Source organism: Actinoplanes solisilvae, assembly GCF_003999975.1.
Taxonomy (GTDB): domain Bacteria; phylum Actinomycetota; class Actinomycetes; order Mycobacteriales; family Micromonosporaceae; genus Actinoplanes; species Actinoplanes solisilvae.
The window spans coordinates 675,814-699,194 of record NZ_RJAC01000001.1 but is presented as its reverse complement, the minus strand read 5'-3'; the positions used below and the strand labels follow the sequence as shown (position 1 = coordinate 699,194).

General features: G+C 68.6%; 24 protein-coding genes. 13 read left to right on the top strand and 11 right to left on the bottom strand.

Going from position 1 to position 23,381, the window contains the following annotated elements; translation table 11 throughout:
* Positions 1-46 precede the first annotated feature (46 nt).
* Positions 47-1,447 (top strand): NAD(P)H-quinone dehydrogenase, encoded by a 1,401-nt coding sequence (locus EER30_RS03340; RefSeq protein WP_127498108.1) that lies wholly within the window; start codon positions 47-49, stop codon positions 1,445-1,447.
* On the opposite strand, the gene EER30_RS03335 is transcribed toward EER30_RS03340, so the two are convergent.
* Positions 1,377-2,045 (bottom strand): DedA family protein, encoded by a 669-nt coding sequence (locus EER30_RS03335; protein ID WP_240669725.1) that lies wholly within the window; start codon positions 2,043-2,045, stop codon positions 1,377-1,379. The genes EER30_RS03340 and EER30_RS03335 overlap by 71 nt on opposite strands.
* Between EER30_RS03335 and EER30_RS48380 the strand changes: the two genes are divergently transcribed.
* Both EER30_RS48380 and EER30_RS03330 read left to right on the top strand, forming a co-directional pair.
* Positions 2,044-2,211: a hypothetical protein gene (locus EER30_RS48380; protein WP_240669724.1), complete on the top strand. Its 168-nt coding sequence runs from the start codon at positions 2,044-2,046 to the stop codon at positions 2,209-2,211. The genes EER30_RS03335 and EER30_RS48380 overlap by 2 nt on opposite strands.
* A 274-nt stretch (positions 2,212-2,485) precedes the next feature.
* The gene (locus EER30_RS03330) at positions 2,486-3,028 is read left to right on the top strand and encodes a GNAT family N-acetyltransferase (protein WP_127498104.1); all 543 of its coding nucleotides are present in this window, start codon (positions 2,486-2,488) and stop codon (positions 3,026-3,028) included.
* Between the two features lie 116 nt (positions 3,029-3,144).
* On the opposite strand, the gene EER30_RS03325 is transcribed toward EER30_RS03330, so the two are convergent.
* The gene (locus EER30_RS03325) at positions 3,145-4,896 is read right to left on the bottom strand and encodes an acetyl/propionyl/methylcrotonyl-CoA carboxylase subunit alpha (RefSeq protein WP_127498102.1); all 1,752 of its coding nucleotides are present in this window, start codon (positions 4,894-4,896) and stop codon (positions 3,145-3,147) included.
* Positions 4,897-4,981: 85 nt separating this feature from the next.
* On the opposite strand from EER30_RS03325, the gene EER30_RS03320 reads away from it, so the two are divergent.
* Genes EER30_RS03320 through EER30_RS03310 form a run of 3 tightly spaced genes read left to right on the top strand, consistent with a single transcriptional unit; the run spans position 4,982 to position 7,284 of the window.
* Complete coding sequence (locus EER30_RS03320; RefSeq protein ID WP_349290853.1) at positions 4,982-5,548, top strand: helix-turn-helix transcriptional regulator; 567 nt, start codon at positions 4,982-4,984, stop codon at positions 5,546-5,548.
* Positions 5,549-5,580: 32 nt separating this feature from the next.
* Complete coding sequence (locus EER30_RS03315; RefSeq protein WP_127498100.1) at positions 5,581-6,525, top strand: ATP-binding cassette domain-containing protein; 945 nt, start codon at positions 5,581-5,583, stop codon at positions 6,523-6,525.
* A gap of 3 nt (positions 6,526-6,528) precedes the next feature.
* Positions 6,529-7,284, top strand: a complete 756-nt coding sequence (locus tag EER30_RS03310; RefSeq protein ID WP_127498098.1) for an ABC transporter permease — start codon at positions 6,529-6,531, stop codon at positions 7,282-7,284.
* 23 nt (positions 7,285-7,307) lie between these two features.
* Here EER30_RS03310 and EER30_RS03305 read toward each other — a convergent pair whose 3' ends face one another.
* From EER30_RS03305 to EER30_RS03285, 5 genes are all read right to left on the bottom strand, one after another.
* A complete protein-coding gene (locus tag EER30_RS03305) occupies positions 7,308-7,922 on the bottom strand; it encodes a Maf family protein (protein ID WP_127498096.1) in 615 nt (204 codons plus the stop codon).
* A 191-nt stretch (positions 7,923-8,113) separates the two neighbouring features.
* Complete coding sequence (locus EER30_RS49880) at positions 8,114-9,157, bottom strand: S8 family serine peptidase (protein WP_164842214.1); 1,044 nt, start codon at positions 9,155-9,157, stop codon at positions 8,114-8,116.
* Positions 9,158-9,264: 107 nt separating this feature from the next.
* Positions 9,265-10,629, bottom strand: coding sequence for a hypothetical protein (locus EER30_RS03295; protein ID WP_127498093.1), 1,365 nt, complete (start codon positions 10,627-10,629; stop codon positions 9,265-9,267).
* Positions 10,629-11,057 carry a hypothetical protein gene (locus EER30_RS03290; protein WP_127498091.1) on the bottom strand — a complete coding sequence of 143 codons (429 nt, stop codon included), beginning with the start codon at positions 11,055-11,057 and terminating at the stop codon, positions 10,629-10,631. The genes EER30_RS03295 and EER30_RS03290 overlap by 1 nt, the downstream gene beginning before the upstream one ends.
* A 95-nt stretch (positions 11,058-11,152) precedes the next feature.
* A complete protein-coding gene (locus tag EER30_RS03285) occupies positions 11,153-11,374 on the bottom strand; it encodes an acyl-CoA carboxylase subunit epsilon (protein ID WP_127498089.1) in 222 nt (73 codons plus the stop codon).
* A 101-nt stretch (positions 11,375-11,475) separates the two neighbouring features.
* Here EER30_RS03285 and EER30_RS50235 point away from each other — a divergent pair, with 101 nt between their 5' ends.
* The 3 genes from EER30_RS50235 to EER30_RS03270 all read left to right on the top strand — a co-directional run bounded on the left by EER30_RS50235 (position 11,476) and on the right by EER30_RS03270 (position 15,277).
* On the top strand, positions 11,476-14,256 hold the full coding sequence (locus EER30_RS50235) for a serine/threonine-protein kinase (RefSeq protein WP_489884456.1): 2,781 nt from the start codon (positions 11,476-11,478) through the stop codon (positions 14,254-14,256).
* Positions 14,257-14,318: 62 nt separating this feature from the next.
* The gene (locus EER30_RS03275; RefSeq protein WP_127498087.1) at positions 14,319-14,522 is read left to right on the top strand and encodes a hypothetical protein; all 204 of its coding nucleotides are present in this window, start codon (positions 14,319-14,321) and stop codon (positions 14,520-14,522) included.
* 26 nt (positions 14,523-14,548) lie between these two features.
* Positions 14,549-15,277, top strand: coding sequence for a M50 family metallopeptidase (locus tag EER30_RS03270; protein WP_127498085.1), 729 nt, complete (start codon positions 14,549-14,551; stop codon positions 15,275-15,277).
* Here EER30_RS03270 and EER30_RS03265 read toward each other — a convergent pair.
* Complete coding sequence (locus EER30_RS03265; protein WP_127498083.1) at positions 15,274-16,854, bottom strand: acyl-CoA carboxylase subunit beta; 1,581 nt, start codon at positions 16,852-16,854, stop codon at positions 15,274-15,276. The genes EER30_RS03270 and EER30_RS03265 overlap by 4 nt on opposite strands.
* A 117-nt stretch (positions 16,855-16,971) precedes the next feature.
* On the opposite strand from EER30_RS03265, the gene EER30_RS46890 reads away from it, so the two are divergent.
* Genes EER30_RS46890 through EER30_RS03250 form a run of 3 tightly spaced genes read left to right on the top strand, consistent with a single transcriptional unit; the run spans position 16,972 to position 19,251 of the window.
* Positions 16,972-17,805, top strand: coding sequence for a hypothetical protein (locus EER30_RS46890; protein ID WP_164842213.1), 834 nt, complete (start codon positions 16,972-16,974; stop codon positions 17,803-17,805).
* Positions 17,806-17,822: 17 nt separating this feature from the next.
* On the top strand, positions 17,823-18,674 hold the full coding sequence (locus EER30_RS03255) for a biotin--[acetyl-CoA-carboxylase] ligase (protein ID WP_127498081.1): 852 nt from the start codon (positions 17,823-17,825) through the stop codon (positions 18,672-18,674).
* 4 nt (positions 18,675-18,678) lie between these two features.
* Entirely contained in the window at positions 18,679-19,251 is a 573-nt protein-coding gene (locus tag EER30_RS03250) for a PH domain-containing protein (protein WP_127498079.1), read from the top strand.
* On the opposite strand, the gene EER30_RS03245 is transcribed toward EER30_RS03250, so the two are convergent.
* Genes EER30_RS03245 through EER30_RS03235 form a run of 3 tightly spaced genes read right to left on the bottom strand, consistent with a single transcriptional unit; the run spans position 19,248 to position 21,138 of the window.
* Positions 19,248-19,763 (bottom strand): GtrA family protein, encoded by a 516-nt coding sequence (locus tag EER30_RS03245; protein ID WP_127498077.1) that lies wholly within the window; start codon positions 19,761-19,763, stop codon positions 19,248-19,250. The two genes, EER30_RS03250 and EER30_RS03245, sit on opposite strands and share 4 nt — an antisense overlap.
* Positions 19,764-19,799: 36 nt before the next feature.
* The gene (locus EER30_RS03240) at positions 19,800-20,333 is read right to left on the bottom strand and encodes a GtrA family protein (RefSeq protein ID WP_240669723.1); all 534 of its coding nucleotides are present in this window, start codon (positions 20,331-20,333) and stop codon (positions 19,800-19,802) included.
* Between the two features lie 52 nt (positions 20,334-20,385).
* Positions 20,386-21,138 (bottom strand): sigma-70 family RNA polymerase sigma factor, encoded by a 753-nt coding sequence (locus EER30_RS03235; RefSeq protein WP_127498073.1) that lies wholly within the window; start codon positions 21,136-21,138, stop codon positions 20,386-20,388.
* Positions 21,139-21,447: 309 nt separating this feature from the next.
* On the opposite strand from EER30_RS03235, the gene EER30_RS03230 reads away from it, so the two are divergent.
* On the top strand, positions 21,448-23,301 hold the full coding sequence (locus EER30_RS03230) for a phosphoenolpyruvate carboxykinase (GTP) (protein WP_127498071.1): 1,854 nt from the start codon (positions 21,448-21,450) through the stop codon (positions 23,299-23,301).
* Positions 23,302-23,381 lie beyond the last annotated feature (80 nt).

Here is a 23,381-nt window from a genome sequence, read left to right as displayed (position 1 = left end):
AGCAGTGCGTGTCGGCACATCTGCCACGCGGGAAGGTTGGAACGTCGTGAGTCGGATCGTGATCATCGGTGGGGGACCGGGCGGGTATGAGGCGGCGTTGGTGGCCGCACAACTCGACGCGGACGTCACCCTCGTCGAAGCGGACGGGCCGGGTGGGGCCTGCGTCCTGACCGACTGTGTGCCGTCGAAAACGTTCATCGCCAGCTCCGAGGTGATGACCGGCTATCGGCACAACGAGCGCTTCGGCATCCGCTCGGCCGGGCTCGACGGCGTCACGGTCGACGCGGTCGCGGTCAACCAGCGGGTCAAGAAGCTGGCGCTGGCCCAGTCGGCCGACATCCAGGCCAAGCTGGTCAAGGCCGGGGTCGACGTCGTGCACGGCCGGGCGCGCCTGGGCGAGGACACGCTCGGCCACACCCACCAGGTGCTTGTCACCCCCGAGGGCCAGGACACGTACGCCGTTGAGGCGACGACGGTGCTGCTGGCGACCGGCGCCACCCCGCGGGTGCTGGCGACCGCCAAGCCCGACGGCGAGCGCATCCTCGACTGGCGCCAGCTGTACGACCTCACCGAGCTGCCCTCGCATCTGATCGTTATCGGTTCCGGCGTGACCGGCGCCGAATTCGCCAGCGCCTACCTGGCGATGGGCGTGCAGGTGACGCTGGTCTCGTCGCGCGAGCGGGTCATGCCCCACGAGGACGCCGACGCGGCCATGGCGATCGAGCGGGTCTTCCGCGAGCGGGGCATGACGATCCTGAGCCAGTCGCGCGGTAAGTCGGTGGTCAACACCGGTTCGTCCGTCGAGGTCACGCTGGGCGACGGCCGCGTGGTTGAGGGCTCGCACGCCCTGATCGCGGTCGGCGCGGTGCCGAACACGGCGTCGCTGGGCCTGGAGGAGTACGGCGTTCAGGTCGGCGACGGCGGCTATGTCACCGTCGACCGGGTCTCGCGCACCAACGTGCCGGGCATCTATGCCGCGGGCGACTGCACCGGCGTGTTGCCGCTGGCCAGCGTCGCCGCCATGCAGGGTCGCATCGCCATCTGGCACGCGATGGGCGAGGCCGTGTCACCACTGCGGCTGCGCACGGTCTCGGCCAACGTCTTCACCGATCCTGAGCTGGCCACGGTCGGCGTCTCGCAGAACGACGTGGACGCCGGTCGGGTGCCGGCCCGGCAGGTGATGCTGCCGCTGACCGGCAACGCGCGGGCCAAGATGGCCGACCTGCACGACGGCTTCGTGAAGCTCTTCTGCCGGCCGGCGACCGGTCAGATCGTGGGCGGCGTGGTGGTCGCACCGAAGGCGAGCGAGCTGATCCTGCCGATCACGATGGCGATCGAGAACAACCTGACGGTGGACCAACTGGCCCACACGATCACTATCTACCCGTCGCTGTCGGGGTCGATCGCGGAAGCGGCACGTCAACTGATGCAGCACGAGCTGCAATGACATCGGCGGCGCCGGCCGTGATGGCTTCGGCCACGGCGGTCGGCGTCGCGGCGGCCGGCTCCTCGCCCGAGTTCTTGCCACCGAACAGGGCCAGGATCCAGCCGGCGGTGCCGAAGACGATCGCGGCGGTTGCGGCGATGGCGAACAGGCGCCAGGCCGACTGGGTGATCGCGGTGCCGCCGACGTGGCCGACCAGCCCGCCGTAGGAACCCCAGGCGATCGCGGCGGCGCCGTCGTAGAGGACGAAGAGCTTGACCGGGTATTTGCGGCGACCGGCGTAGAAGCCGGCGGCCATGCGCCCACCGGGCACGAAACGGCAGAGCAGCAGGACCAGCGGGCCGGGCTTGCGCAGGCCACGGGTGAAGCGCTCGGCGGTCTGCTTGGCTCGGGAGACCTCTTTGGCCTCGTCGTCGTGCTTGGGGCCGAAGCGCGCTCGTAAGGCGGCCCAGCGGCCGCCGCGGGAACCGCGGTCGGGGCAGGTCTGGCGGCCGAGGGTGTAGGCGATCGCGTCGCCGGTGAACATGCCGAGCGCGCCGATGGCGATGACCAGGGGCAGGTTCAAATTGCCGTAGACAGTGAGCGCGCCAGATGTGATCATGATCGCCTGGATGGGCACCACCGGGACCATGGCATCGATGGCCAGGAACCCGAAGAGAGCAAGGTATGCCCATGCCGGTGTTGCCATCATGGTCAACAAGTCGGTCATCGGTTACGCCACCTCGCGGCTTTTCGGGGCCCACGACATTCTGCGTGAGCACACCTGAGAATGTGCTGTGTTCAGCATGCTCCCTGATCAGACCCGGTCGTTCGTGATGCCCAACACGGTAGGGCCTCTATTCCCGCTGCGCTCGCTATTTTCGGGACGGTCGCGTCTCGTAAGGGCGATCAGTCCCGATTCGTCCCGGGGATTTTCCGGGGCAGCCGAGCGGGCGTACCGTGAAGTTGCCGGAACATCGGGTCCCCCGTTCTCGGTGAGCCGGCCGGTGGGCCGTCCGTAGGTCCCGTACGGGCGGTCCACCCCTCACCTACGCTGTCCCGATGCCTGAGCTGGTCACACCGAAGGTCGACGTCCACGAGTCGTTTCTCGCGGCCATGCGGGAGTACGTGGCAGACGGCCGCGGCACCCTCGACGACTTCAGCAATATCGGGAGCGACCTGCGGGCGTACGGCTCGACGTGGTCCTCGGCCCCGGGCTTCGCGCGCTTCGTCGGGTTTCTGACGGCGCAGCGGCTCGAGGAGACGCCCCGGCCGCCCGGCTTCGTGCCGACGACGGTGCTGTGGTGGCTCGACGGCGCCGACTATCTGGGCCGCCTCAACATCCGCCACCGGCTCGCCCCCGGGATGGCGGGGCAGCGCAACGGACATATCGGGTACGACGTGCGGCCCGGTGCGCGTCGTAAGGGGCACGCCACGGCGATGCTGGCGGCGGCCCGCCCGTTGGCCGCCAAACTCGGCCTGTCAGAGGTGCTGATCACCTGCGACTACGACAACGAGCCGTCGCGTCGCACGATCGAGCGCAACGGCGGCATCCCGAGCACGCCCCTCGGCGAGAAGCTGCGCTTCTGGCTCCCGACCGCCTGACTCGAGCCTGCTGGCCTTGGCGCCTGCTGGCCTATGCGCCTGCTGGCTTTTGTGCCTGCTGGCTTTTGTGCCTGCTGGCTTTTGCGCCCGCCGGCCCTTGCGCCCGCCGGCCCGCCTCAGTCGATGGTGCAGACCACCGAGCCGGCGGTGACCGACTCGCCCACGGCGACCGACAGGCCCGAGACCGTGCCCGCCTTGTGGGCCGTAAGCGGCTGTTCCATCTTCATGGCCTCGACCACCACGATGACGTCACCCTCGGACACCTCGTCGCCGTCACTCACCGCGACCTTGACGACCGTGCCCTGCATGGGCGCGGTCAGCGCCGCGCCGCCCGCCTGAGCTTTCGCGCCCCCGCCGCTGCGACGCCCCGGCTTCTTCGCGCCGCCCGCCGACCGAGCCGGACCCGCGCGCAGCAGCGTCGCCGGCAGCCTGACCTCGAGACGCTTGCCGCCGACCTCGACCACCACGGTCTCGCGCTCTTCCGGCTGGTCCTCCCCGCCCGCGACCGGGGTGAAGGGTTCGACGCCGCCGGCCCACTCCGTCTCGATCCATCGCGTGTGGACCGTGAACGGCTCGCCGGTGAAGGCCGGATCGCGCACCACCGCGCGGTGGAACGGCAGCACCGTCGCGATGCCTGTGATGAACGTCTCGTCGAGCACCCGGCGCGACCGCTCCAGCGCTTCGGCCCGGGTCTTACCGGTGACGATGATCTTGGCTAGCAGGGAGTCGAAGTTGCCCCCGATGACGCTGCCCGCCTCGACCCCGGCGTCGACCCGCACGCCCGGACCGAGCGGCCACGTCAGCGCGTCGACGCGGCCGGGGGCGGGCAGGAAGTTGCGGCCCGGGTCTTCCCCGTTGATGCGGAACTCGATCGAGTGGCCGCGCGGCTCGGGATCGTCGGTCAGTTCCAGCTTTTCGCCCGCGGCGATGCGGAACTGCTCGCGCACCAGGTCGAGCCCCGCTGTCTCTTCGCTCACCGGGTGTTCGACCTGCAGGCGGGTGTTCACCTCGAGGAAAGAGATCGTGCCGTCCTGACCGACCAGGTATTCGACCGTGCCGGCACCGTGATAGCCGGCCTCGCGGCAGATCGCCTTGGCGCTCTGGTGAATCGACTCGCGCTGCTCGGGGGTGAGGAAGGGCGCGGGCGCCTCTTCGACGAGTTTCTGGTGGCGGCGCTGCAGCGAGCAGTCGCGCGTGCCGACGACGATCACGGTGCCGTGGGTGTCGGCCAGCACCTGAGCCTCGACGTGGCGGGGGCGGTCGAGATAACGCTCGACGAAGCACTCGCCCCGCCCGAACGCCGCGACCGCCTCGCGGGTCGCGCTCTCGAACAGGGCCGGGATCTCGTCGAGCGTACGGGCGACCTTGAGACCACGGCCGCCACCGCCGAACGCCGCCTTGATGGCCACGGGCAGCCCGTGCTCCTCGGCGAAGGCCACGATCTCGGCCGCGTCGGCGACCGGCTCGGGCGTGCCCGGCACCAGCGGCGCGCCGGCCCGCTGGGCGATGTGGCGCGCCGTGACCTTGTCGCCCAGGTCGCGGATCGCCTGTGGAGTGGGACCGATCCAGGTCAGGCCCGCGTCGAGCACGGCCTGGGCGAAGTCGGCGTTCTCGGAGAGGAAGCCGTAGCCCGGGTGGACCGCGTCGGCACCGCTGCGGGCCGCGACGTCGAGCAGTTTGTCGATGCGCAGGTAGGTCTCGGCCGCGGTCTCGCCGCCCAGCGCGAAGGCCTCGCCGGCGAGCCGGGCGGGCAACGCGTCACGGTCGCTGTCGGCATAGACGGCGACGCTGGCGAGACCCGCGTCCTGGCAGGCCCGGATGATACGGACAGCGATCTCGCCACGGTTGGCGATCAATACCTTGCGCACGGGCTGAGCCTAGCCTTAACGACCGTTCCTGGCCCCGGCTGCCGCCCGGCCGCTTCTCGGGCGCGGGCGGATTTACGCTGAGACGGTGTCCGCGACCCGCATGATGATCCTCGGCCTGGTGCAGTGGCTGGAGCCGGTGCACGGCTACGACGTACGCCGTGAGCTGCTGAGCTGGAGTGCCGAAAAATGGGCGAACGTGCAACCCGGGTCGATCTACCACGCGCTGCGCAAACTGACCGACGAGGGCCTGCTGCACGAGGTGGCCACCGAACAGGTCGGAGCCCGTCCGGCGCGAACGACGTACGGGATCACTGATAAGGGGAAGGCCGAGTTCCAATCCCTGCTGCGCAACGGCTGGTGGAATCTGACCCAGGCGGCCGATCCGTTCATGGCGGCGTTCTCGTTCCTGCCGGCGTTGCCTCGCGAGGAGGCCGTGGCGGCGCTGCGCAACCGGGCGATCCAGTTGCGGGCCGGCGCGCAGCAGCTCGAGGCGGCGACGACGGCCGACTGGGCCGACAACAAGCCGGCCTATGTCGCGTGGATGTGGGAGCGCAGCATCGCGATGGCCGAGGCCGAGATCGCCTGGTGCGAGCGCACGGCGAAGCGCATCGAGACGATGGGCGACGCGTGGACCTCAATTAATCAAGTTTGACTAGTAAAACTTGAACGTCGTACGCTGCCCGCATGATAGAGACTCGCGGGTTGCGCAAGTCATTCGTGTCACGCCAGGGGCGTGAGAAGAAAACCGTCGAAGCCGTACGCGGCGTCGACCTCGACGTCGCCGAGGGTGAGATCTTCGGCTTCCTCGGCCCGAACGGCGCCGGCAAGACCACCACGCTGCGCATGCTGGCCACGCTGATCGAACCCGACGACGGCAGCGCCACGATCGCCGGCGCCGACCTGCGCGCCGACCCGGGCGAGGTGCGCCGGCGCATCGGCTACGTCGCCCAGGGTGGCAGCACCTGGGACGACTCGACCGCTCGGGAAGAGCTCGTGCTGCAGGCGCGGCTGTACGGGGCCTCCAAGTCGGACGCTCTCGCCCGGGCGGCCCGGGTGCTCGACGGCTTCCAGCTCAGCGACTACGCCGACCGCAAATGCAAGACCTACTCGGGCGGGCAGCGCCGGCGGGTCGACATCGCGCTCGGCATCATTCACGAGCCCAAGGTCGTCTTCCTCGACGAGCCGACGACGGGGCTGGACCCGCAGAGCCGGGCCCACATGTGGGACGAGATCCGACGGCTGCGCGCGGAGGGCATGACCGTCTTCATCACGACCCACTACCTCGACGAAGCCGACGCACTCTGCGACCGCATCTCCATCATGGACAACGGCGAGATCGTCGCGTCCGGCACACCCACCGACCTCAAGCGCGAGATCTCGGGCGACGTCGTACGGGTGGGCCTGCCGATGGAGGCCGTCGCCGCGGCCGCGCAAGCCCTCAACACCTACAAGATCGAGACGTACGACGACAGCGTGCGCCTCTACGTCGAGGACGGCGCCGTGGCGATCCCGCAGATTCTGCGCGCCCTCGACGCCGCCGACGTGCCCCTCGGCACGATCGAGCTGCACCGCCCCAGCCTCGACGACGTGTTCCTCACCAAGACCGGCCGATCGCTGCGGGAGAGCTGAGCCATGAAACTGCTGCGCGACACCTCACTGATCTTCAACCGGCAGATGCAGCTCCTCCTGCGCAACCCGGTGTGGATCCTCGTCGGCGTCTTCCAGCCGGTCATGTACCTGCTGCTGTTCGCCCCGCTGCTCAAGCCCGCCCTGCAGGTGCAATCCAACGCGGCGGCGTACGAAATCTTTGTGCCTGGCCTGTTGGTTCTGCTCGCGATCTTCGGCGGCCTGTTCCAGGGTTTCGGCCTGATCGCCGAACTGCGTGCCGGCGTCATCGAACGCTCCCGGGTGACGCCGGTGAGCCGCCTGGCCCTGCTGCTGGGCCGCTCGCTGCGCGACGTGGTCTCGCTCATCGCCCAGGCCGTGATCATCACGCTGCTGGCGCTGCTGTTCGACCTGCGCGTGTTCATCGGCGACCTACTCCTGGCCTATCTGATGCTGGCCCTGATCTCGCTGATGACCTCGGCGGTCAGCTACGGGGTGGCCCTCGCCGTGAAGAGCGAGGACGCACTGGCCCCGCTGATGAACACGGTGGCGCAGCCCGTTCTGTTGTTGAGCGGCATCCTGCTGCCATTGACGTACGCCCCTGGTTGGCTGCAGGGAATCGCCGACTACAACCCGTTCTCGTGGGCGGTCAACGGCACGCGGGCCCTGTTCCGGGGCGATCTGGGCGCGCCCGACGTGTGGCAGGGCCTGCTCATCATGGCCGTGCTCGCGGTGCTAGCCGTCGCCTGGTCAGCGCGGATGTTCGCCCGCAGCGTCCGCTGACTACTTGTTCCACAACTTGCTGACTACTTGTTCCACAACTTGATGTAGGGAACGCCCATCTCGGCCAGGAGGTTGCGCAACAACGGAAGCGAAAGCCCGATGACGTTGCCGGGGTCGCCTTCGATCCTCTCGACGAAGGCGCCACCCCGCCCGTCCAGCGTGAACGACCCGGCGACGTGCAGCGGCTCGCCGTTGGCCACATAGGCCGCGATCTCGTCATCACTGACATCGGCGAAGTGCACGGTCGTCTCCCCGACAGCCTCGGCCTGCTTGCCACTGACAAGGCTGGTCACGTGATGCCCCGTGTGCAGCACACCCTTGCGGCCGCGCATGCGCATCCACCGCTTGGTCGCCTCGTCGGCGTTGGCCGGCTTGCCCCACACTTCCCCGTCGAACTCCAGCACCGAGTCACACCCCAGCACCACAATCGTCGGGTCCGCGCTCAACTGGGCCGCGATGGTCCGCGCCTTCAGCCGAGCCAGGGCAAGACACAGCGAGTACGCATCTTCGGCCTCAACGGTCGACTCATCAACACCGCTGACCATCACCTCGGCCTCGATCCCAGCCGCACTGAGCAGCGCCCGCCGAGCCGGACTGGCCGAAGCAAGAATCAACCGGTACGCGATGTCCTTGTCCACGCCGAGAAGGCTACAGACCCACCAGCCACAGCAGCCCCCGCAACCCACCCTTTCCGCCCCAAACGAGACCGACCCGCAGCCCGCCACTCACCCACGCCGCCGGCGCCGGGGCCCCGAACTCGCCAGGCGCGTTCTTGACGTTGGGCCTCGAGACCGCCAGGCGCGTTCTTCACGCTGGCCTCAAGCCCCCGTCACCCACGCCGCCGACGCCGAATACCCAGCCCGACAAGAACCCCCACCAAGACAAGGCCGCCGGCAGCCCCACCCAAAACCCAGCCCCGCCCGTTTCCCGCAGGCGTCTGCTCGCCCCGAGCAGTTGCCGAGGGCGACGAGCCCCCAGGTCGAACAGCAGTGGCCCCAGCGGAAGGCGGAGCGCTGTTACTTGCAGGAGGAGCTCCGCCCCCTTCAAGAGGCGGCACCTCAGCCGTAAGAGCCTTGACAATATTCAGCCGCCCAAACCCACACTCATCATCCCGCCCCGGCGGCCCAATATCATCCGCAGTAGCAGTAAGTCGATGAACGACTTCTTTGGCCGAGAGATCAGGGAATCTCGATCGGACGAGAGCGGCAGCTCCAGACACAATGGCGGTAGAATCAGAAGTACCAGTTGCGGTTCCGTAACCTCGGCTTGGCTGGGTTGAAATTATGTCGACTCCGGGTGCGCAAATCTTGACTCGATCACCTTTAACGGAAGTCGATGAATGTTGGCCCGATCTACCCGTGGCACCAACTGCTAAGACGTCGTCGAAAGCGGCAGGATAGTTGACTATTGCCTCGGAAGAAGTGTTGCCTGCGGCGGCTACCACCACGACATCTTCGCTGATGGCGGCGTCGATGGCGTCAGCGAGATCGAAGCTTGGGCCGCCACCCGAAGAAATGTTAATCACCGATGCCTTTTGAGTTGTTGCCCATTGCACTCCGCGAGCCATGATCCGCGGATCTATTTCTCGACCGGTCTTGGTGACGACTACTGGAAGTATCCTCGCGGCGGGGGCGATACCTTGAATTCCAGAACTCGAGCCGTGGCCATGTCCAGCTATAAGGCCAGCCATTCTTGTGCCATGCCCGTTTTGATCAGACTTCCCATTGCGGCCTTCGGAAGATGTCTGGTCGCTGCCGGCGAGGAGGTTTCTCCTAATGTCGGGATGAGGGTGACTACCTGTGTCGAGGACCGCAACGACGACTCTGTTGCCAGTCGTGAGCGGCCTCGTCTGCCCTAGCTTAAGGGCATTCAAGTACCATTGCTGGTCGCGAATTGAGTCGGCGTGAGCGGGATTCGACGGGACGGCAACAACCGCAAGAAGTGCGACCCCGCTTACGAATGCTGCCTTCTTCGCTGGACTCAAGGGAGACCAATCGCCGGGCCTGGATCGATGGGCCGTTCTCGAGTCGGGTGGAGAACAGGATCAACGCCGATCGCAGTTCGCCATGGATTATCCGGGTCCCAGATTATCTCTTCATTCTGGTCCTGGCGGCGTATGCTGCGACCATTCGTCTGTCCATACGGAGTGGCTGATCCAGCCGGTAAGGCCGTGGCGCCGGCTGCGCCCGTCTTTCCCTGTGGCAAACCGCCGGTGCCGATAATTCCGCCGATCGGATTAATTCGACTTGCGGCGGGTCGCCCAGATGCAGGCTGTGCTGTACCGGCGCCCGGAATACCTCCAATAATCCCGCCCGGCGGCATCGCATAAGCACCGGGGGGAGACGATCCCGGGCGAGCGAAATTATCGCGAGGTACACCTTGGTTTCGCCCATGCGGGCCAGAGACGGGTGGGGGGAGCGTTAAGCCCCCACCGTTGGGCGCGAGGCCCCCAACTGGCGGAGGTAGCAAACCTGTGGCCACTGGATTAGCAGTCACAGAGGGCGCCAACGGCGGGATACCGCCGGTCGATGACGTTCCTAGTGCGGGCGTCGCACCACCCAGAACCAAACCAGGTTGTAGGGGTTGCGGAGCGGGCGGAAGCGCCGTACTAGGTGTAGTCGGAAACGTCGCGGTGGTACGCCCAGAGCGTGCCGACGCAGATGCCTCTGTCGCGAAGCTCGGCGTAATTGGAGGGATTGGTGGTGCTGTGAAGCCGTCGCCATCGCCGCTCAACCGTTCGTCATGGCTTTTGTTCGGCCAGTACGGCTTTGGCGTGCGCACGTTGAGCTGAGCTAGGGCCAAGTCGGCGCTGACGCCGCTCAACAGGGTCACGGCTTGTTGGTGCAGTTCTTCCTGGCGGCCCGGAGCTACCGGGGGCTGCTCGCCGCTCGGGGAAGGGCTGGGCTGGGGGCGACCGCTAGCGGGCTGCTGCTGCTGGGCCGTGAAGGCTGCCAAGGACTGCTCGTTGGCCTCGTATTCGCCGGCGATCTCGGCCATCTCCTTCTGGGCCAGGCTGAGGGACAGCGTCGCCGCGGCGAAGGCGTCGTGGTTGGAGAGGGCTGCCTCGTAGGTGTCCGAGAGGTTCGCGATCAGCTCGTCGAGGCGGGCCAGGTAGGCGGCTGAGGCTTCGTTTTTTTCGGGGGGCCACGCCGCGGCCAGGTTGTCTCGGTAGTTCTGGACCTGCCAGCGGTGTTCGATCAGGAGGTCGGCCGATCGTTTCCAGCCGGTCAGGAGTTCGTAGTGGGCTGGGATGTCGGGGTTCTGGATGTAGGTCTGCATGTCTTTGACCGTCATCAAGCTCCACGGCGTGCCGCCCGCGCCACCACCACCGGCTGCTATCAGCATCAGAGGTCTCCCTCAGCAACAGGGGGAGCGGGGATGCCGGCCTTGTCGAAGGCCTTTTTCACGTCGGCGACCTGTGCCTCGGCGAAGGCGTCGGAGCCGCGGTATCGCGAACTGATGTCGGCGGCCGCGCTCGCGAAGCCCTGCGTGCCGTTCGCGTAGTTGTAGACGTTCTGGTGGGTGACGTCCTGGGCCTCGTTGTGAGCCGTCAGGAAGCTCAGCAGCTCGACGAACTCGCCCGGCGGGCTGGGCAGCCGGGTCAGCATCGACTCGCTCACCGTGGACAGGTGAGGGGCGTAGCTGTCTTTCACGTTGGCGGCGAGCCGGGCGGCGAACTCTTCCATCGCGCGGATGTCGGCTTCGATCGCGCCGAAGTCGGTTGTGCCGTAGTCGCGCAGCCAGGCTGGACCGCGATCTTCCTCGGGAATCATCAGCACCACCCCCAGAACCCGGAAGCAAGCTCGGAAGCGAGAGTAGCCGCTTCCCGCCAGCCCTGGAGACCCTGTGGACAGTGACGACGGGTGATCTAGCGGGGGAGGGCCGAGCCCTTCCACGAGCGCGGGCTGATCGACGGGCGTGCGGATCGGGCCCATGACGAAATTTTCTTCGCGGCCGGCTGTGTACCAACCGCGGGGCTGACCGCGGCATCAACCCCGCTGGATGCTGCCACAAGCACCGTGACCAGGGCGGCTGTCTCAAGATCGGTCGGCTTGCCACGCACGACGCTGACCAGCGGATCCGTATTCATCGACCGAGCGTACGACGTTGCGCTGAAGATCCGGTGACACGTATCCCACACTCGGCTGATCGATTCGCTGTCGCTCGACATGACCGGGTATTTTCTCCGTGATGTCTTCCTCTCCCCCGCTTGTTGTCGCTGACCGTTACCGGCTCGTCGCGCCGCTCGGTCAGGGCGGGATGGGTCGTGTCTGGCGGGCGACCGATGTCGTCCTGCACCGCGAGGTCGCGATCAAGGAACTCGTGCCCCCTCCGGGTCTGACCCCGGGCGAGCGGCAAGAGATGCGCGAGCGGTCGCTGCGTGAGGCGCGCGCGATCGCCCGGCTCAACAACGTGAACGTGGTCCGCGTCTTCGACGTGCTGCGCACCGACGCTGACCCGTGGATCGTCATGGAATACGTGCCGTCCCGGTCGCTGCAGGACACGCTGGCCGCCGACGGGCCGTTCAGTGCCGTGCGTACGGCCGAGATCGGCCTGGGCGTGCTCAACGCGCTGCGGGCCGCTCACCGGGCCGGCGTCGTCCACCGCGACGTCAAGCCGGGCAACGTGCTCATCGGCGCCGAGGGTCGTGTCGTCCTCACCGACTTCGGCCTCGCCACTGTCCCGGGTGACCCCAACGTCACGCGTACGGGTCTGGTGCTCGGCTCTCCCGCCTACATCGCGCCCGAGCGTGCTCGTGACGGTTCCGCCGGTCCCGCCGCCGATCTGTGGTCGCTCGGCGCCACGCTCTACGCGGCTGTCGAGGGCGCCTCGCCGTTCGCTCGTCCGTCCGCGATCGCCACGCTGGCCGCGCTCGCGACTGAGAACCCGCCGCCCGCCCGCAACGCCGGGCCGCTCAAGCCGGTGCTCAACGGTCTCCTCCGTAAGGACCCGACGCATCGCATCAACGCCGAGGAGGCCGAGCGTCTTCTGCTGCGCGCGACCGGCCGGCGTTCCAAGCTGAGTTTCCCGATGAGCCCCACCATGCGTCGTCCGGGTGTGGGCCGCGACCGTTCCGCGCTCACCGGCATGACCGGCTCCACCCCGGTTGTCCCCGGCCCGCGTCCGCCGGTCAACCGCGCGGGTGGCCCGACCGGTCACACTCCCGTGTTGCCGGGCCCCAACCGTCCCGCCGGTCCGCCCGCCACCCCGAGCCGTCCGCCGGCTGGCGGCGAGCGGCCGGTCTTCGCGCCTGGCAAGGCCCCCGTGGGCCAGACGCCCGCGACTCCCCAGGCCCAGCCGCCCAAGGCCCAGCCGCCCAAGGCCCAGCCGCCCAAGGCCCAGCCGCCCCGTCTGGACGCCACTCGCGTCGACGGCCCCAAGGTGGACGCCACCCGGGTCGACGGCCCTCCGGTCCAGGACGACAAGACCACCTTCCTGCGTACGCCGTCCGCCCCGGCCCGGCCGGACAACCTCTCCCGTACGAGTCGTGGCGCCGAAGGCGGTTTCACGGCGGCTGACGTCGCGGCCAACCGCCGTAAGCAGGCCGCCCCGGAGCATGAGCGCTCGCTGGCCGAGGCGACGTCGGTGATCCCGCACGTGCAGCCCGAGGCGCCCGCCGAGCCGAAGCCGGCCGACCCGACCACCAAGATCGCCCTGCCCGCGAAGCAGCTCCCGGCCCAGCCCGTGCGGCAAGAGGAGGCCGCGCCGGCAAAAGCTGAGCCGTCTCCGACCGCCGAGAAGAGCAGCACCGAAGCCGAGCAGGCCACGAAGGCCGAGGAGAGCCCCGCCGACGACTCGCCGGCCAAGGCCACGGAGGCCGACGCGCCCGAGACCGGCAAGGACGAGAGCGAGGCCTCGTCTGACGAGGGCAAGAGCGAGGCTCCGGCCACGAAGGACAAGGCCGAAAAGGTCGAGACCACCACGGTCGCCGACCCGCCGCCGGCCGACCAGACGACCAAGATCGCGGAGCCGCCGCCCGCTGACCAGACGACCAAGATCGCCGAGCCGCCGCCGCCCGCTGACCAGACCACGAAGATCGCGGAGCCGCCGCCGGCCGACCAGACGACCAAGATCGCCGAGCCGCCGAAGAAGGCCGCGAAGCCGGCGGTCGCCGACGCGACGCAGGTCGTCAAGCCCAAGGGCGGCGTCACCAGGACCAAGTCCGCGCGGACCGTTCCCGCGTCCGCCGAGGACCGTGGAAACAGGACTGACGTGCCCGACGACCCGGCTCCGGCCCCGTCGTTCAGCCGCCCGTCCCGCCCGGCCTGGGCGCCCAGGCCCGTCAGCCAGACCCCCGGCGTCACCGTCTTCGGCACCAGGCTCACCTACGCCCAGGCGGGAATCGCCGGCGGCATCGTGCTGCTCGTTCTCGTGCTGTTGATCGTCCTCATCGGCAACGCCGTGGGCGACGACGAGAACCCCGACGAGCCGGGCGCTGTCGGCCCCACAGCCTCGGCTGGCGCCTCGACGCCGCCTTCCAGCGCGGCGACCAGCCCGTCGCAGCCGGCCACCTCGGCCGCCGCACCCACGCTCAGCCTGCCCAGCACCTGGCGCATCTACACCGACGGCTCCGGCTACAAGATCCCGCTGCCCAAGAGCGCGTTGATCTCGCAGGGCGGCAACGGCACCGAGGTCCGCTGGAACAACCGCTACCTGCTGATCGACCAGACCGACGACCCCAAGCCGGACGCGCTCAAGGACTGGCAGGAGCAGGAGCAGAGCCGGGCCGGGAGCTACCGGAACTACGACCGGGTCAAGATCGTGTCGGTGCCGAACTACTTCAAGCAGGCCGCCGACTGGGAGTTCTACTACACGACCAGCAGCGGCAACCGGCAGCACGCGGTCAAGCGCAACATCATCGTCAACGGCGGACGGGCGTACTCGATCTCCTGGTATGTCTCCCCCGAGGACTGGGACGCCTCGCAGGCCGATCTCAAGCTGCTCTATCAGGGGTTCGAGCCGAAAAAGTAGCCACCGTGAGTTATGACGGGGATGAATGGGTAGTTCATCTCCGTCACTCATGGAGGTGCGACATGAACTGCCGACCGCGTGGCGGCAAGCCCGCTGTGGCGCTGTGGATGCTCGTGGCCGTGATCGACCTCGTGCTTCTCGCCGCGGCCGTCGGCGTCCTCGTCTCGCTGCTGATCGTCGTCGCCGTGTTGACGGTTCTGGCCGGTGGCATGGTCGCGACCCGCCTGCTGACGAAACGCGAGCCGGTCGCGCGACGACGGGTGTAAGAGCAAATCGGCTACAGTTCGGCCCTGTGTCGATCGACGGTGTGACGGACTTCTGGGACAAGCTGCTCGGCGCTCAGCCGGACCCGCCCGGTCTGCTGGTTCTGCTGACCGCTCTGGCCGGTCTCGCGGCGGTGGCGTTCCGCCCGGTCTGGCGGGTCGCCCGTAACGCCGTCACGATCGCCCACGAGGGTGGCCACGCGTTCTTCGCGCTGATCACCGGCCGTCGGCTGCGCGGCATCCGGCTCGAGTTCGACACGTCCGGCCTGACCCTGTCGTCGGGCCGCCCGACCGGTCCCGGCATGATGCTGACCCTGCTCGGCGGCTATATCGCGCCGTCGCTGGTGGGTGTGCTCGGCGCCTGGCTGCTCGGCGGCAATCGCATCACGCTGCTGCTCTGGCTGGCCGTGGTGCTGCTGCTCCTCATGCTGATCAACATCAGGAACCTGTTCGGTGTGGTGTCCCTGGTCGTCACGGGCGCGATCGTCTTCGCCGTGTCGTGGTACGCCTCGGCGCAGGTCCAGGCGGTTTTCGCGTACGCCGGGGTGTGGTTCCTGCTTTTCGGTGGTGTGCGGCCGGTCTTCGAGCTGCAGAGCCTGCGCCGCCGGGGGCGCATGCGCGAGTCGGACGCCGACCAACTCGCGCACATCACCCACGTCCCGGCCCTGTTCTGGGTCGGCTTCTTCCTGGTCGTCAACCTGATCGCCCTGCTGGCCGGCGCGTTCCTCCTCGCCGGACAGTGGCTGCCCGCGAACTAGAGCGGGATGTTGCCGTGCTTCTTGGGCGGCAGGGTCTCGCGCTTGGTCCGCAGCGTGCGCAACGCCCGGGTGACCTGGGCGCGCGTCTCGGACGGGCGGATCACCGCGTCGACGTAGCCGCGCTCGGCCGCGATGTAGGGATTGGCCAGCGTGTCCTCGTACTCTCCGACCAGCTCGGCCCGCCGTGACGCCGGGTCGTCGGCGGCGGCCAGTTCGCCCCGGTAGAGGATGTTGACCGCGCCCTGCGCCCCCATCACCGCGATCTGGGCGGTGGGCCACGCGAAGTTGAGGTCGGCACCGAGGTGCTTGGATCCCATCACGTCGTAGGCCCCGCCGTACGCCTTCCGCGTGATCACGGTGACCTTCGGGACGGTCGCCTCGGCGTACGCGTAGATCAGTTTGGCGCCCCGGCGGATGATGCCGTCCCACTCCTGCGACGTGCCGGGCAGGAAGCCGGGGACGTCGACGAAGGTCACCACCGGGATGTTGAAGGCGTCGCAGGTGCGCACGAAGCGGGCCGCCTTCTCGGAGGCCGCGATGTCGAGCGTGCCGGCCAGGTTGAGGGGCTGGTTCGCGACCACGCCGACCGGACGCCCCTCGACCCGCCCGAAGCCGATCACGATGTTCTGCGCGTACAGCGGCTGGACTTCCAGGAAGTCGTCCACCACCGTCTCGACGACGACCTTGATGTCGTACGGCTGATTGGCGGAATCGGGGATCAGGGTGTCCAGGGCCAGATCGGGTTCGAGGGTCGCCGGCTCCTCGAAGACCACCGGCTCGTCCAGGTTGTTCGACGGCAGGTAGGACAGCAGCGCGCGCACGTAGTCGATCGCGTCGTCCTCGTCGGAGGCCAGGTAGTGGGCGTTGCCGCTGCGCGTGTTGTGGGTGCGGGCGCCGCCCAGCTCCTCCATGCCGACCTCTTCGCCGGTGACCGTCTTGATCACGTCGGGGCCGGTGATGAACATGTGCGAGGTCTGGTCGACCATCACGGTGAAGTCGGTGATCGCGGGGGAGTAGACCGCCCCGCCCGCGCACGGGCCCATGATCAGCGAGATCTGCGGGATGACGCCGCTGGCCCGCACGTTGCGGAAGAAGATGTCGGCGTAGAGGCCGAGCGCGACCACGCCCTCCTGGATGCGGGCGCCGCCGGAGTCGTTGATCCCGATGATCGGGCAGCCGATCTTCATGGCCAGGTCGAGGACCTTGACGATCTTCTCGCCGAAGACCTCGCCGAGCGATCCGCCGAAGACGGTGAAGTCCTGGGAGAAGACGCAGATCTGCCGGCCGTCGACGGTGCCGTATCCGGTTACGACGCCGTCACCGTACGGGCGGTTCTTGTCGAGGCCGAAGGCGGTCGAGCGGTGCCGGGCGAGCCCGTCGAGCTCCACGAACGACCCCTCGTCGAGCAGCATCTCGATGCGTTCGCGGGCCGTCTTCTTGCCGCGGGCGTGCTGCTTCTCGACCGCGCGGGCCGAGCCGGCGTGCACGGCCTCGTCGGTGCGCCGGGCGAGATCGTCGAGCTTGCCGGCGGTGGTGTGGATGTCTGCCCGGACTGCGTCGTCCTGGTGGGTGGTCACGTGGTTCCTCACACTTTCCGCGGGTGGTACTCGTCGGTAAGTGATCGTAGTGCGATAGCAGGCCCCGCGCCGCTACGGGTGCGTTTCGCACTCAATGCCCCATTCGTTACATCTGTCGTGACGAACTGGATGACCGCGGCCGGCATCGCCCTCATCGCCGGTGGGCTCGCCACGCTGATCTGTTTCCGGACCGTGCTCTTCGGCCCCGAGGCACGGCGCGGCCGCCGAGTGGCGCGCACGGGGGCCGGCATCCAGCCCGCATCGCGCCGGGCCGGCGGCGGGCGGCGACGTGCACGGGCACCCGAGCCGATCCCGGCACCCGAGCCGATCCCGATGCCCGAGCCGATCCCGATGCCCGAGCCGATCGTCGCGGACGACACCGCGGGTGGGCCGGCGTCGATCGGGCTGAGCGAGGAAGCGTACGAAAGCCACTTTCTGATCCCGGTCGAGCAGCCGGAGCCGGAACCGGAGCCCGAGACGCCCCGCTACCCCGACCGGATCGACGGCTGGGTACGCCCCGAATACCGGCACGTGCCCGAGCAGCCGCCGTCCGGCGAATACTGGACGCCGATCCCGGTCGACCTGGATCCCGATCCCGAGCCGTCGGCCAAGGGCTACGGCTGGCCCGCCCCCGTCGAGCGCCTCCCCGCCGCCGGCGACTACCAGCCCGTCACGGGATTCGAGGCCGAGCCCGAACCGACCGAGGTGGTCTCGGCGCTGCCCGGGGAACGTCGCGTCAACCTGCCCCGCACGTGGTCGTCGCGCAACGACAAGCCGGTCCGCGAGTGGCGCACCGAGAACGAGCCGCGCCGTCGCACCGAGTTCTTCGACGACGCTCCGCCCCCGGCCCGGCGTCGCCCTCGCCCCCGGCCGCGTCCGTCGGGCGACTCGGGTGACCGCAATACCAGGGTTTATGTCAGTCGTCACGCCGCGGAGCCGCCACCTCGGTAGGGGCATAGGCTCGGCGGATGTCCTCGCCGTTCACCGATCTCGACCGGCCGCCGCTGTCCGAGCGATCGCTCGAACGCGCGCTGGTCACCCCGGGCAGCCTGTGGTCGCGTGTCGAGGTGCGCGCCGAGACCGCCTCGACCAACGCCGACGTCGCCGCCGCGGCCGCCCAGGGCTTGCCGGAAGGGCTGGTGGTCGTCGCCGAGCGGCAGACCGCCGGCCGGGGCCGCCGCGACCGGCAGTGGACCTCGCCGCCCCGCGCCGGCCTCACGCTGAGTGTGCTGCTGCGCCCGGGGCAGGCCGACCGCGAGCGTGACTGGTCTGCCCTGGCGCCCGGCGCGTTCGCCTGGCTGCCGCTGCTGGCCGGGGTGGCGCTGCGCGAGGCCGTCGAGCGCGTGGCCGAGGTCGAGGCCGCTCTGAAGTGGCCCAACGACCTGCTCGTCGGCGGCGGCAAGTGCGCCGGTATCCTGGCCGAGGTCTCCGGGGACGCCGTCGTGATCGGCATCGGGCTCAACGTGACCACCCGGCCCGAGGAACTGCCCGAGACCACCGGCCTGCCCCCGACGTCCCTGCGCATCGCCGGCGCCGAGGTGACCGACCGTGACCCGCTGCTGAAGGCGCTGCTGCGCAACCTCGCGTCCTGGTACGCCGGTTGGCGCGACGTGGGTGGCGACGCGGAGATGTCCGGCCTGCTCGCCGCCTACCGGCGCGGCTGCGCGACGATCGGGCAGCAGGTGCGCGTCATGCTGCCCGACGGTCGCGAGCTGATCGGCGAAGCCACCGAGGTCGACGGGGCCGGCCAATTGATCGTCCGGACGGCTGACGGCGCCCTTCATCGCGTCTCGGCGGGTGACGTGTTGCACGTACGCTGACCGCGTGGCGTTCCCGGACGAAGTTCTGGCCGAGGAGGAGGAGCTCGTCCTCCACCTTCATCCGCATTGGAAGGCGGCCCTCGGTCCCGGTCTGCTGGTGGCCCTCGCGGTGGTCGTCACCGCCGTGGCCTGGGTGATGCTCCCGAGCGATCAGGGCGGCCGCACGGCGTTCCTGGTGGTCGCGGCCATCATGCTCTACCAGGGCATCCGGTACGGCGTGACGCCCTTGGTCATCTGGCGGTGCACCCACTACGTGCTGACCGACGAGCGCGTCCTGCTGCAGGACGGCGTGATCGCCCGGGAGCGACGCGACCTGCCGCTCAACCGGATCAACGATCACGTGGTCAACCAGTCCCCGCTCGACCGTCTCTTCGGCTCGGGAACCCTGAAGATCGACTCGATCGGCGACCAGGCCGCGGTGCTCGTCTCCGTGCCGCGGGCGCAGCATGTGCAGTCGCTGCTCTATGAGCTGATCGATCAGGACCGGGTCCGCCACCCCGAGGACGAAGAGGATGAGCCCGCGGACGAGCCCGAGGTCCCCGTACAGCGGAAGGGCTTTTTCCGGAACAGGCGTTAGCGGGAGGCTTCTTCGGTGCTCAGCTCGGCGAGGCCGGCGACCGCGTCCAGGTCGGTGAGGTCGGCCTCGTGGCCGTCGACCGGAGGCTTCAGGAAGACGAACGTGCGGTAGGCCCAGAACCGGAACACCGTGGCCACGACGATGCCGAACATGGTGACGGCCAGGATGATGTATTCGTGGTTCTGCTCGTTCAGGCCGAAGCCGTACTTGGCGATTGCGATCGAGCCGGACTGGATGACCATGCCCACGAGGTTGAAGCCGAAGAAGAGCGTGTATTCCCGGCGCAGAGCCGTGCGGCTGTGATTGCGATAGGTCCAGTATCTGTTCGCGATGTAGGCCAGCGTGGTCGTGATGACGGTCGCGATGACGCTGGCCTTCACAGCGCCGATCGGCAGCGTGACCCAGGTGATCAAGAGGAAGAGCAACGTGTTCCCGGCGCCGATGACCCCGAAAGCGAGAACTTCGGGGGCTAGACGGCGCAGGCGATCCGTCAGCTCACGTGCTGAGGGCATTGGGCAACCTTACGGGAGAGAGGGCTTCACGCCGTGTCACGAACGGGGGGATGGAGTCGACGTCACATCCGTCGTTCGGGACGCCTGTCGTGATGGCGCGCCCGGAGGGGCCGCAGCCGGGAAAACGAACCGGCGGTACGACCAGAAACGGAACAGCGACCCGGCCGCGGTGCCGACCAGCTGACCCGAGATGTTGTCCGCGAGCTGGGTCTGGAAGGCGGGGTCGAGCTGTCCCAGACCGTAGTGGCTGATCGTCAGGCAGGCGAGGCCGATGCCCAGACCTATGGCGTTGAGCACGAAGAACATCGTGTATTGCCGGGCCATGTTGGCGTGAGCACGGTGACGCCACGTCCAGTAGCGGTTGCCGACGAAGGCGAAGGTCGTCGCGATCACGGTCGAGACGATCTTGGCGATCAGGGTCTCGAAGCCGGCCTGGAGCAGCACGTTGAAGATCACTGTGTCGATCGCGAACGCGATGCCGCCGACGGTGCCGAACTTGCTCAGCTCACGCAGGAGTGCCCGGAGCCTGGTACGCAGCAGCGACTGCCGCGTCGGTGAGATTTCGGGCACGGTTCCGAGAGTACCGGGGGCAGTCACGGACCGCAGTTTTCGTGCACGAGTCTTAACCGCCCGACCCCGCGTGGTGACGCTGCTGATACGGAGGGTGGATCTCGCTGATCTCGGCGATCTCGGCGACCTTTCCGCGGCACTCGGCACACCACCCCAGGTGGACGCGCATCCGGTTGCCGTCGCGCGGGGCGAGCCGGCCGCGCAGGTGGACGCCGAGGCGGTCGCCGGCCCAGCGGCACTCGGGGTGGTCGGCCGTCGCCACGTGCTGTTGCAGGTAGAGGCTGCGCAGTCCTTCCCGGGCGCGGTGGGCGAGCACGGCCACCGCGTTGGGGGTCATGCCGAGCATCCCGGCCACCTCGGCGGGGGTGTTGCCCTCGACGGCGGTCTGCCAGAGCACGTCGCGCCAGCGCTCGGGCAGTTGGCGGAAGGCGGCCGCGGCGTAGTTGCGTTCCAGCCGGTCGAGCGCCGGGTCGGTGTAGGGCTGGCCCTCGTCGTACCGGGTCAGGTCGTCGGTGAACTCGAGCCGCCGGTCGCGCCGGGCCCGGTGGTAACAGACGTGCCGCATGGTGGTGTGCAGGTAGGCGCGGAAGGCGACCAGTGGGCCGCGGCCGGCGCGCAGCGAGGCGAAGACCTTGGCGAACGTCTCGGCCACCAGATCGTCGACGTCGGCCGGGTCACTGGTCAGGCCGTACGCGAGATGGCGAGCCGCCACCCGGTGCCGTTCCCAGAGCGTTCCGTACGCCGCGGTGTCCCCGGCCCGGACGGCGGCCAGGAGATCGGTGTCCGGCGGCTCCTCGATCGTCATTCCTGCCTCCTGCGGCGGGAGTAAGAGGAAAGCCCGATACGAGTAGCTTAGGACGTTACGTCTGGTTTGCGAAAGTCGAGCGGGGGCGGCGCGCCACCCGGGCTCGGGCGATTTTGCGCAGAACTGCGCCCTTTGACGAAGGATCAATCGTGTATGCGCACGGTGACCGAGGATTGTGCGGTTATCCACAGCAACAGCCGATGAACTGAACGTGTTCGCGCCTTAGGCTGAGCGCACTTCCCCAGGACCCAGGCCGGCCGCACACCGGCCCTTGTGGTCATTGGTCAGCGTCGACCCAAGGAGAACGTCTTGACTCAGCCCTCCGACCCCGCCCCCACCGCACACGGCCGGCTGCTCGCCTGGATCGACGAGGTAGCGGCCCTCACCACGCCCGACCGCGTGGTGTGGTGCGACGGCTCGCAGCAGGAGTGGACCGTGCTCACCGACGCGCTGGTCGGCTCGGGCGCCCTGGTCCGCCTCGACGAGCAGAAGAAACCGAACTCCTTCTGGGCGCGCACCGACCCGGGCGACGTGGCCCGCGTCGAGGAGCGCACCTACATCTGCTCGGACGACGAGGCCGACGCCGGCCCCACCAACAACTGGATGGCCCCGGCCGAGATGAAGTCGGTCATGACCGAGCTCTACCGGGGCTGCATGCGCGGCCGCACGATGTACGTCGTCCCGTTCTGCATGGGCCCCCTCGACGCTGGACTTGACCGCAGCGGAAAACCGACAGGAACCAGTGCAAGTCCCATGTTCGGCGTCGAACTGACCGACAGCCCGTACGTGGTGGCCAGCATGCGGATCATGACGCGCATGGGTTCCTCCGTGCTCGAGGCGATGGGCACCGACGCCGACTTCGTGCCCGCCCTGCACTCGGTGGGCGCGCCGCTCGAACCCGGTCAGGCCGACGTCGCCTGGCCCTGCAACGAGACCAAGTACATCTCGCACTTCCCCGAGACCCGCGAGATCTGGTCGTACGGCTCCGGCTACGGCGGCAACTCACTGCTCGGCAAGAAATGCTTCGCCCTGCGGATCGCCAGCGTGGCCGCCCGCGACGAGGGCTGGCTGGCCGAACACATGCTGATCATGAAGCTGACCTCGCCCCACGGCGACGTCCGCTACATCGCCGGCGCGTTCCCCTCGGCCTGCGGCAAGACCAACCTGGCGATGCTCGAGCCGACCCTGCCCGGATGGAAGGTCGAGACCGTCGGCGACGACATCGCCTGGATGCGGTTCGGCGAGGACGGCCGCCTGTGGGCCACCAACCCCGAGTTCGGGCTCTTCGGCGTCGCTCCCGGCACCGACTTCCACACCAACCCCAACGCGATGCGTACGCTCGCCCGCGGCAACTCGGTCTTCACCAACGTCGCCCTGACCGACGACGGCGACATCTGGTGGGAGGGCATGGGCACACCCCCCGCGCACCTGACGTCGTGGCGCGGCGAGGACTGGACCCCCTCGTCCTCGACGCCGTCGAGCCACCCCAACAGCCGATTCTGTACGCCCATCGAGCAGTGCCCGATCCTGGCCGACGAATACCACGACCCCCGTGGCGTGCCGATCGACGCGATCCTGTTCGGCGGGCGCCGCAAGACGACGATCCCGCTGGTCACCGAGGCCCGCGACTGGGTGCACGGGGTCTACCTCGGCGCCACCCTGTCGAGCGAGACCACGGCGGCGGCGGTCGGGCAGGTCGGTGTGGTGCGCCGCGACCCGATGGCGATGCTGCCGTTCATCGGCTACCACGCCGGCGACTACTTCCAGCACTGGATCGACATGGCCAAGGGCGCCTCGGGCGACGCGGCCAAACTGCCGAAGGTCTTCTACGTGAACTGGTTCCGCCGCGACGACGAAGGCGGATTCCTGTGGCCGGGCTTCGGGGAGAACAGCCGGGTCCTGAAGTGGATCGTCGAGCGACTCGACGGCCAGGGCGAGGCGATCGAGACGGCGATCGGGCACGTGCCGACCGTGGGCGCGATCGACCGTACGGGGCTCGAGCTGGACGATGAGGCGATGGAGGCTGTGCTGCGGGTCGACCGCGAGGAGTGGCTGGCCGAGATCCCGCAGGTGACGGAGTGGTTCACGAAGTTCGGGGACAAGCTGCCGGCGGTTTTGTGGGCCGAACTGGACGCGCTGCGCGCCCGTCTCGCCGACGCCTGACGTTCTCCACAGGGTGCCCGTCCGCCGAGGGCGCCCTGTGGACAACCCGCCCCACCCCACTTGACATGCCGTAACGTCTC

Bases quoted from the DNA above. Each gene is read 5' to 3' on its own strand.
- EER30_RS48380 (WP_240669724.1), top strand. From the start codon at position 2,044: ATGATCGCCTGGATGGGCACCACCGGGACCATGGCATCGATGGCCAGG.
- EER30_RS03335 (WP_240669725.1), bottom strand. From the start codon at position 2,045: ATGATCACATCTGGCGCGCTCACTGTCTACGGCAATTTGAACCTGCCC.
- EER30_RS03330 (WP_127498104.1), top strand. From the start codon at position 2,486: ATGCCTGAGCTGGTCACACCGAAGGTCGACGTCCACGAGTCGTTTCTC.
- EER30_RS03315 (WP_127498100.1), top strand. From the start codon at position 5,581: ATGATAGAGACTCGCGGGTTGCGCAAGTCATTCGTGTCACGCCAGGGG.
- EER30_RS03310 (WP_127498098.1), top strand. From the start codon at position 6,529: ATGAAACTGCTGCGCGACACCTCACTGATCTTCAACCGGCAGATGCAG.
- EER30_RS03295 (WP_127498093.1), bottom strand. From the start codon at position 10,629: ATGCTGATAGCAGCCGGTGGTGGTGGCGCGGGCGGCACGCCGTGGAGC.
- EER30_RS03290 (WP_127498091.1), bottom strand. From the start codon at position 11,057: ATGATTCCCGAGGAAGATCGCGGTCCAGCCTGGCTGCGCGACTACGGC.
- EER30_RS03285 (WP_127498089.1), bottom strand. From the start codon at position 11,374: ATGAATACGGATCCGCTGGTCAGCGTCGTGCGTGGCAAGCCGACCGAT.
- EER30_RS50235 (WP_489884456.1), top strand. From the start codon at position 11,476: ATGTCTTCCTCTCCCCCGCTTGTTGTCGCTGACCGTTACCGGCTCGTC.
- EER30_RS03275 (WP_127498087.1), top strand. From the start codon at position 14,319: ATGAACTGCCGACCGCGTGGCGGCAAGCCCGCTGTGGCGCTGTGGATG.
- EER30_RS03255 (WP_127498081.1), top strand. From the start codon at position 17,823: ATGTCCTCGCCGTTCACCGATCTCGACCGGCCGCCGCTGTCCGAGCGA.
- EER30_RS03245 (WP_127498077.1), bottom strand. From the start codon at position 19,763: ATGCCCTCAGCACGTGAGCTGACGGATCGCCTGCGCCGTCTAGCCCCC.
- EER30_RS03235 (WP_127498073.1), bottom strand. From the start codon at position 21,138: ATGACGATCGAGGAGCCGCCGGACACCGATCTCCTGGCCGCCGTCCGG.